Genomic DNA, 6,092 nt, shown 5'->3' on the forward strand with positions numbered 1-6,092 from the left:
GCAACTCATGTTTGGCTGGCAGGAATACATGCTCAGCAGCAAGGATGGGACAGGCACTTTCAAGCGAATACAGTCAGAAATCGAAATGTCCTGTCTACCGTCCGGTTAGGTATGGAAGTCCTCAGGCGACCAGACTACGAAATTATAACTCAACACCTCTTAGCAGCGGCGGTGGTTCTAGCCCAGCAGCTCTTAAAAGATGGCTGTGCACTGGCAGATTTATGAGGGGATCCCTCAGAGCTGAGCATCCACTTCAAAGGCCGGATCGACGGTTACCTGGATCTGTGATGAACCGGTGACACAGAATATTGAACACCCTCGATCTACCCACCATTACTGCTCACTGAGTAATTCGACTGTATTTTTGCTATAGACTTTGCCAACTTCCTCCCATGGAATTGGATCAATCGCAACCCCTTCATCTTTTGCACGTTGATTAATGGTGTCAAAGTAGTAAGGTGATTCTCGATATCTTTCAGCCGTCACTCCATTTTGGTCACGGTCTTTCTCTCGTGCAGGATCCAGCTCTGCCAAATAGATCAATTGTCCGCAACCGCGTAGCCATACCTTAGCTTTTCCGTTAGGCAGCAATCCAAAAATTAGATTCGTCCGATAGCAAGGTCCCCCCTGAGAGCCATCACTTCGTGTATAATGCAATCTTTTAGCCATTAACTCCTTGACCTTTGGGGAAAGAGCATATTTAGTAACAAAAAAACGTACGTTAATTAGTGACGTCCAATATATATAAATACTATCCGGTGTATGATTGGTTCCTGCTCCTATTTGGCGACCTTTTAAACTTGTAAGAGGGTTTATTGGAATTCCAAAACCATCATAATTTGGGAACATACCAACTACATTTTTCATTTCACTTATCAAAAGCCCTTGGGATAATGAGTGCAATAATATTGTCCAGTCTTCCTCCTCATTAACACCATATGCTTGCGTGATTTTCACTGGGTAGAAAGACGGCATTGCTACAGAAACAGTCCAAGGTTCTCCAGGGAGAGGCTCTTTCTCTTTGCATCCAATAAAAAGAAACAATACAAAAAAAGTTATCACTGTTTTTTTATATTTATTTAGTACAGGCAAAGCTTGCTCTCCTATAACAATTAGATTCGTCATCCCAGTTTGGACCAAAGCCTAGACTATCTTTTGAAGAGTGGTGAATTAAATTAGCATATGTTAACTTCTTCACCAGCGTTTCGCTTTCTAGGATTGATCTTAGTGAAGAAATATCACCACTCTTAGATAACTCTAGAACTCGACTATTTAGGCCATCAAAGTTTAAATCTAATCTATTCACATTATTAATAGAATTTACTATATATAGTGTTGAGTCGGACCTCGTCCATATTTTTCCATCTTCATCATGAACTGGCACACCATAATAATCTGCCAAACCGTACATAACACGCAAATATAAGCGAGAGAGCTCACCTTCTACTTGGCGCTTTATATATAGCTTACCTGTTATTTGACCACTGTCTTTGCCAATGCGTTCTTTGGTTTCAATGATGTAGTCTTCATCACGCCAGCCTACTTTTTTATCTTTTTCTTTATATTCATTCAGCAGCTTTACAACCTCATTCTTGACTTTTTCTTTTGTCCCTAACGAAAAGGAATAACGCTTGCTGACTGACTTAACGAGCACATTTTCAAATACAGGTAATAAATAGTCACGGTGATCGTAGCTTAAACGTGATTTATAGCCTCCACCAATATCTGAGTGACTTCCAGGCACAACAAACTCATGAAAATGCGCCACAGGTGGCTCCGCTTTCGATCGTTGTTCTGCACTGACTAAGTCGCCTAGCACTACATTATTTAGGTGGTTGAGGCTAAAGTCATAACGATACTCTGTATCTGGGTGTGCCGTCAGGTGTACGGCGCGACGAACACGCTTCGGGTCAATCCATAGCTCTACCCCGCCCTGCTTGGTATTGTGGGTAGAAAAGTCCATAGTGCCCAGTCCAGCAATAACGGACGCCACAGTATCAAATAAGCCTGCAAACGTTATCTCTAAGCACGTTTTCTCAGGATCATTTTCTAACCAATCAAAACCATACGATAAGTACAGTTCTGAGCTGGCGCAAGATCTTCTAAAGTGTTTCACAAAAGAGCCATCTTCCTTCAGAATATTATTAATAAAGTGCCTTGCTGCTGCGGAACCGCGACTAAAACCAAATACATCAAATTGAATTTTATTAATTCCATCAATATTTTCACTATAAACACTAATCGATTCTTTTACTTCGTTTACTCTGTCACTAATTTTACTGGATGCAAAATACACTTTACTTATGATACCATATTCACCAGCTCCAGTTGCTAACCCCAAGTTAGACTCGTCTGCTGGCAAAATGCTTTTGTCATTTCCTGTTCCTATACCAGTTATATATTCTTTTATTGGAATTGTCTGATAGGTATCTATGAATTCTCTAGATGGATTTTGATATAGCTCAAAAAGTTTATATACATTTGTTAGTTCGTTAGATGCACTACCTTCTACACCATCTGGATACGCAAAACATGAATCTGGTAACTGTGTCGGTTTAATCGTTCTACTATGTAATCCAGTTTGTTTAGCCAGTATTTCACATTCAGTATCATAGTTGGCCTTCCATGTATTATAGTAGCGATCAAACTGCTGCTTACCCCATAGCGCACTGTATGTATTATTGGCCGTACCATCAAAGAACACACCGATGCGAAGTGTAATAAATTTGTACGCTCTTACTTTAAGAATATATGTTTTATCTGTGACGAGTTTTATTTTTTCTGCGGCCCCTTTTTGATGTCGTTCAGGGAGGGTGACTCTATTTTCTGGTAAATCAGTTAGCTCGTATTGAGGTAGTTCAGTCAAGTCCCCTGTCGTCACTTCATGATAGATAACCTCTCCCTCATTATATCCTGTATAGGTTGTTGAAAAATCCTTTACAGGGTCAGAGTCAGGATTCACTGCGTGTTTACTGTCTTGTGCTTCGCGTAACCAATCACCCAGATCTAACTGTACTTCCACAGGGCCGGGGGCAATGTCTTTAACCAAAATGGGTTGCTCCCCTAAAGAAATGGGGTGCGCTTTTTGGGTGGCATCAATTAAGGTGCCTTTAACATCATTAAACGGCTGGTTATGCTCATCACGAATAAGTAGCTCTATCCAGTGATCACACTTTTCACATGGTTGACAATGTGGGTTTACGCCTGTGTTACTCATACGTCGTTTCCCGTAATTTAAATATTTCTTCGCATTCTTTTTATTCAAGATGCAGCGCATCACGAACCGCTTCTAAAGTTAGGGACGTCTCGTTGATTAAGTGACTGAGCACCAAACGCTCTGCATACTCATAATCCTTGCCATTCTTTTTAGCGTCATTCAGCACCGCCTCAAAAACCTGAGAGGGCTTTTCTAGTTGCATTAGTGCATCGGGTAAGCACTCCCAGAAGCGTCTTTCTAGAATCTTTGCATGCACATCTGTGCGGTAAAGTGGCGTTAAATGATGAGGTTTAATTATCCACCAAGGTGCCAGTCGTGGTTGGTATTGTTTATCGACGTCACTGTACCATTGGCGATATTGGCCACTTAAAAACGTTGTTAGCCTTTCAGCTGGCCCCAGAAGCGCAGATAGCTCTTGCTCATCCATGGTGTCCAGCATAGGTAATAGCACCTGAGGGTCATAAAATCGAAACAAGACTTCCTCGCCATCAAGCGCAGCAATCAATAAACTCTGTAAATGGCTTAACAAAACATCGAGAGCCTGAGTACAAGAAAAGTACATACCTTGCTGTAATACTTGTTCAGGCAGTTGCCTGACCGACTCAGTCACAGGTAGTAGCCAAGGCGAAAGTGACATTACAGCATCGAACATTTCCCCCTGAAAAACCAATAGTGCATCAGGAAATGAAAGCTCTCCGTTGGCTTCTATCGCCTGTTTTAATGTGTTGTCTTCGACTAACCAATATATATCGTCGACTTGTTCAGTGAACCATTGTTTTATCACTGGCCACCTCCCGTAACGGGACATATTTTGACGGCTGGTATATGTGCTTTTTCAGCGGTCAATAGTGCCTCATAGGAAACAGTTTGAGCGGGCATTGGACTCTCCGGCGACTCTACCCAAACGGCAGGGCAGCGGCTTTACCGGCATAGCCACTGCCGGCGCCGGGGCTGCCGCCTGAGTTGAGGTTAATCGCAGGGCCCACAAGATGGACACCGCCGCCATCAATGCTGACAAAACTGCCGCCGGCTTTGACGGTGATGCTACTTCCCGCCTCAATCACCGCTTTTTGACCGGCTTTGATGTGAATTTCGTTACTGGCGTCATTCACCCACACTTGGCCGGCTTTAACGTGCAGCGAGCCGTCGACAATCAGGGTTTGGTCTTGTTGGGTGTACTGGCGACTCTCTCCCTCCACAGTATGATGCGCATTGCCCATCACACGATGAAATTGGTCATTGTGCACCTGATGGTGGTTGTCATGACCTATCTCGGTCACGCGGTCGTTTTCTACCTCGGTGTGCCAGTCTTTTTGCGCGTGTAAATACACTTGCTCACTGCCCGATTGGTCTTCGAACGTCAGCTCGTTGTAGCCCTCCCCTTGGTGGCTTTCACTGCGCCAAACCGTCTTGGTTTTGTGTGCCGGTAAGGTATAGGGCGGCACATTGGTCGCATGATACGTGCGGCCGGTGATAATCGGTTGGTCGGGGTCACCGTGTAAGAAGGACACAATCACTTCATGGCCAATGCGGGGTATGGCCATCATGCCGTATTGGCTGCCTGCCCAGCCTTGGGCCACCCGTATCCAGCAGCTGCTTTTGTCATCGCCGTTGGAATAACGGTCCCACGGGAAGTGGACTTTCACTCGCCCGTGTTCATCACAGAAGATTTCTTCGCCTTCCGGTCCCACCACGGTGCCTATCATGGGGCCATCGACTTGGGGTTTGGGTGTCGGCGTTGCACGCCACGGGGTGGTGGCGGGAATAAGCATAAACTGGTTGTTGTAGGTGGTGGCGCCTTGGCCGCCCTCTTCTTCCAGTGCCTGCGGTTGGCTGCCTTGGTGATGCACCCGCACCACTTGCCACGCTTGGTTGACGCCCTCATCCAGATGGTCGCTGATAGTAAAGCGATAGCCAGCCGTAGCGCCGGCTCATTGCTTTGGCCGTTAGCGTGCTCGGCCTCACGACGTAAGTACTCGAGGCGGGTTTGGTTAAACGCCTGTCCGGTAGCGTCGTTTTTAAAGCGGCCCGGAAAGTCAAAGTGCTCGTAGCTGTCGGTGCGCTGGTAATCAATGCCATCGGCTTGCGCCGCTTGTTGGAAGCTGTAACGCGGCTTTTTAAAGCTGTAGTCCTTTAACGCCGTGTGGCTAGCTGCGCCGCGGTATGGCGTGTAAGCCATAGATATACGGGGTATCCGTGCGTCCGCCGCTTATTGCGTTATAGGGCACCGGGCTCTCAAGCTGGGGCAAGCTGTTTGGCGCATCAGTCACTATCAGGGTATGGGTAGTGGCATCGTGCTCATGGTGATACACCAAGCCTTCTTCTGCCGCCAAGCGGTGGAAGAACGCCAAGTCACTTTCGCGGTGCTGCACACAGTATTCACGCTCGGCATAGTCACGGGTTAGTGAGAAGGTAACATCCGTCACTCCCATTTCGGTGAGCAGGGTGGCTAAGATGGTCGGCACGGTTTGGTGCTGGAAGGTGCGGCTGTTTTGGCGAAGCGACAGACGATACAGGGCGGGCACCAAAGTTAAGCGATAGCGGGTAAAGTGATGACCAATGTCACCTTGGCTAAAGGCACTGGCGATGCCCTGCACCCGTTTGACCAGCTCACCGTTGCGCCACAGTGTCAGCTGTACCGGCTTGTCGACCACTTGCTCTGGGGTGATGTCGGTATGGCGGCTTGCCAATGCCACCTCATACTGGAGCCCATATACCGGATTGCCATTAAGACCCGTTTGGTGAGACAGGCACTCGTCCCCTTGGTAGTCCACCACCACGAACGGTTGCGGGTCGAGCCCCGCCACGGTTAACGCTATTTGCAATGTCGCCATCTGTGTATCCTTCGCCCTGCTTGTTTACCCTGATACGTTCA

3 protein-coding genes and 2 pseudogenes are annotated in these 6,092 nt (G+C 46.6%); 1 reads left to right on the forward strand and 4 read right to left on the reverse strand.

The genetic code is table 11. The features are described 5' to 3' along the window. Positions 1 to 225: pseudogene (locus tag DZ54_RS0114970) on the forward strand (IS4 family transposase); the annotation flags it as partial. A 108-nt stretch (positions 226 to 333) separates the two neighbouring features. On the opposite strand, the gene DZ54_RS0114975 reads toward DZ54_RS0114970, so the two are convergent. The 4 genes and pseudogenes from DZ54_RS0114975 to DZ54_RS22255 all read right to left on the reverse strand — a co-directional run bounded on the left by DZ54_RS0114975 (position 334) and on the right by DZ54_RS22255 (position 6,051). Beyond that, complete coding sequence (locus DZ54_RS0114975) at positions 334 to 1,092, reverse strand: DUF2931 family protein (RefSeq protein WP_025674950.1); 759 nt, start codon at positions 1,090 to 1,092, stop codon at positions 334 to 336. Beyond that, complete coding sequence (locus DZ54_RS0114980; RefSeq protein ID WP_025674951.1) at positions 1,076 to 3,217, reverse strand: phospholipase effector Tle1 domain-containing protein; 2,142 nt, start codon at positions 3,215 to 3,217, stop codon at positions 1,076 to 1,078. Before DZ54_RS0114980 ends, DZ54_RS0114975 begins: the two co-directional genes overlap by 17 nt. A gap of 40 nt (positions 3,218 to 3,257) precedes the next feature. Beyond that, positions 3,258 to 4,001 (reverse strand): DUF4123 domain-containing protein, encoded by a 744-nt coding sequence (locus DZ54_RS22250; protein ID WP_051416057.1) that lies wholly within the window; start codon positions 3,999 to 4,001, stop codon positions 3,258 to 3,260. Beyond that, positions 3,998 to 6,051 (reverse strand): annotated as a pseudogene (locus DZ54_RS22255) (type VI secretion system Vgr family protein). The gene DZ54_RS22250 and the pseudogene DZ54_RS22255 overlap by 4 nt, the downstream one beginning before the upstream one ends. Positions 6,052 to 6,092 lie beyond the last annotated feature (41 nt).

The sequence above is a fragment of the Salinivibrio socompensis S35 genome, assembly GCF_000513715.1.
Lineage (GTDB): Bacteria > Pseudomonadota > Gammaproteobacteria > Enterobacterales > Vibrionaceae > Salinivibrio > Salinivibrio socompensis.

Coding starts and splice junctions, on each gene's coding strand:
- DZ54_RS0114980 (WP_025674951.1), bottom strand. CDS start 3,217: ATGAGTAACACAGGCGTAAACCCACATTGTCAACCATGTGAAAAGTGT.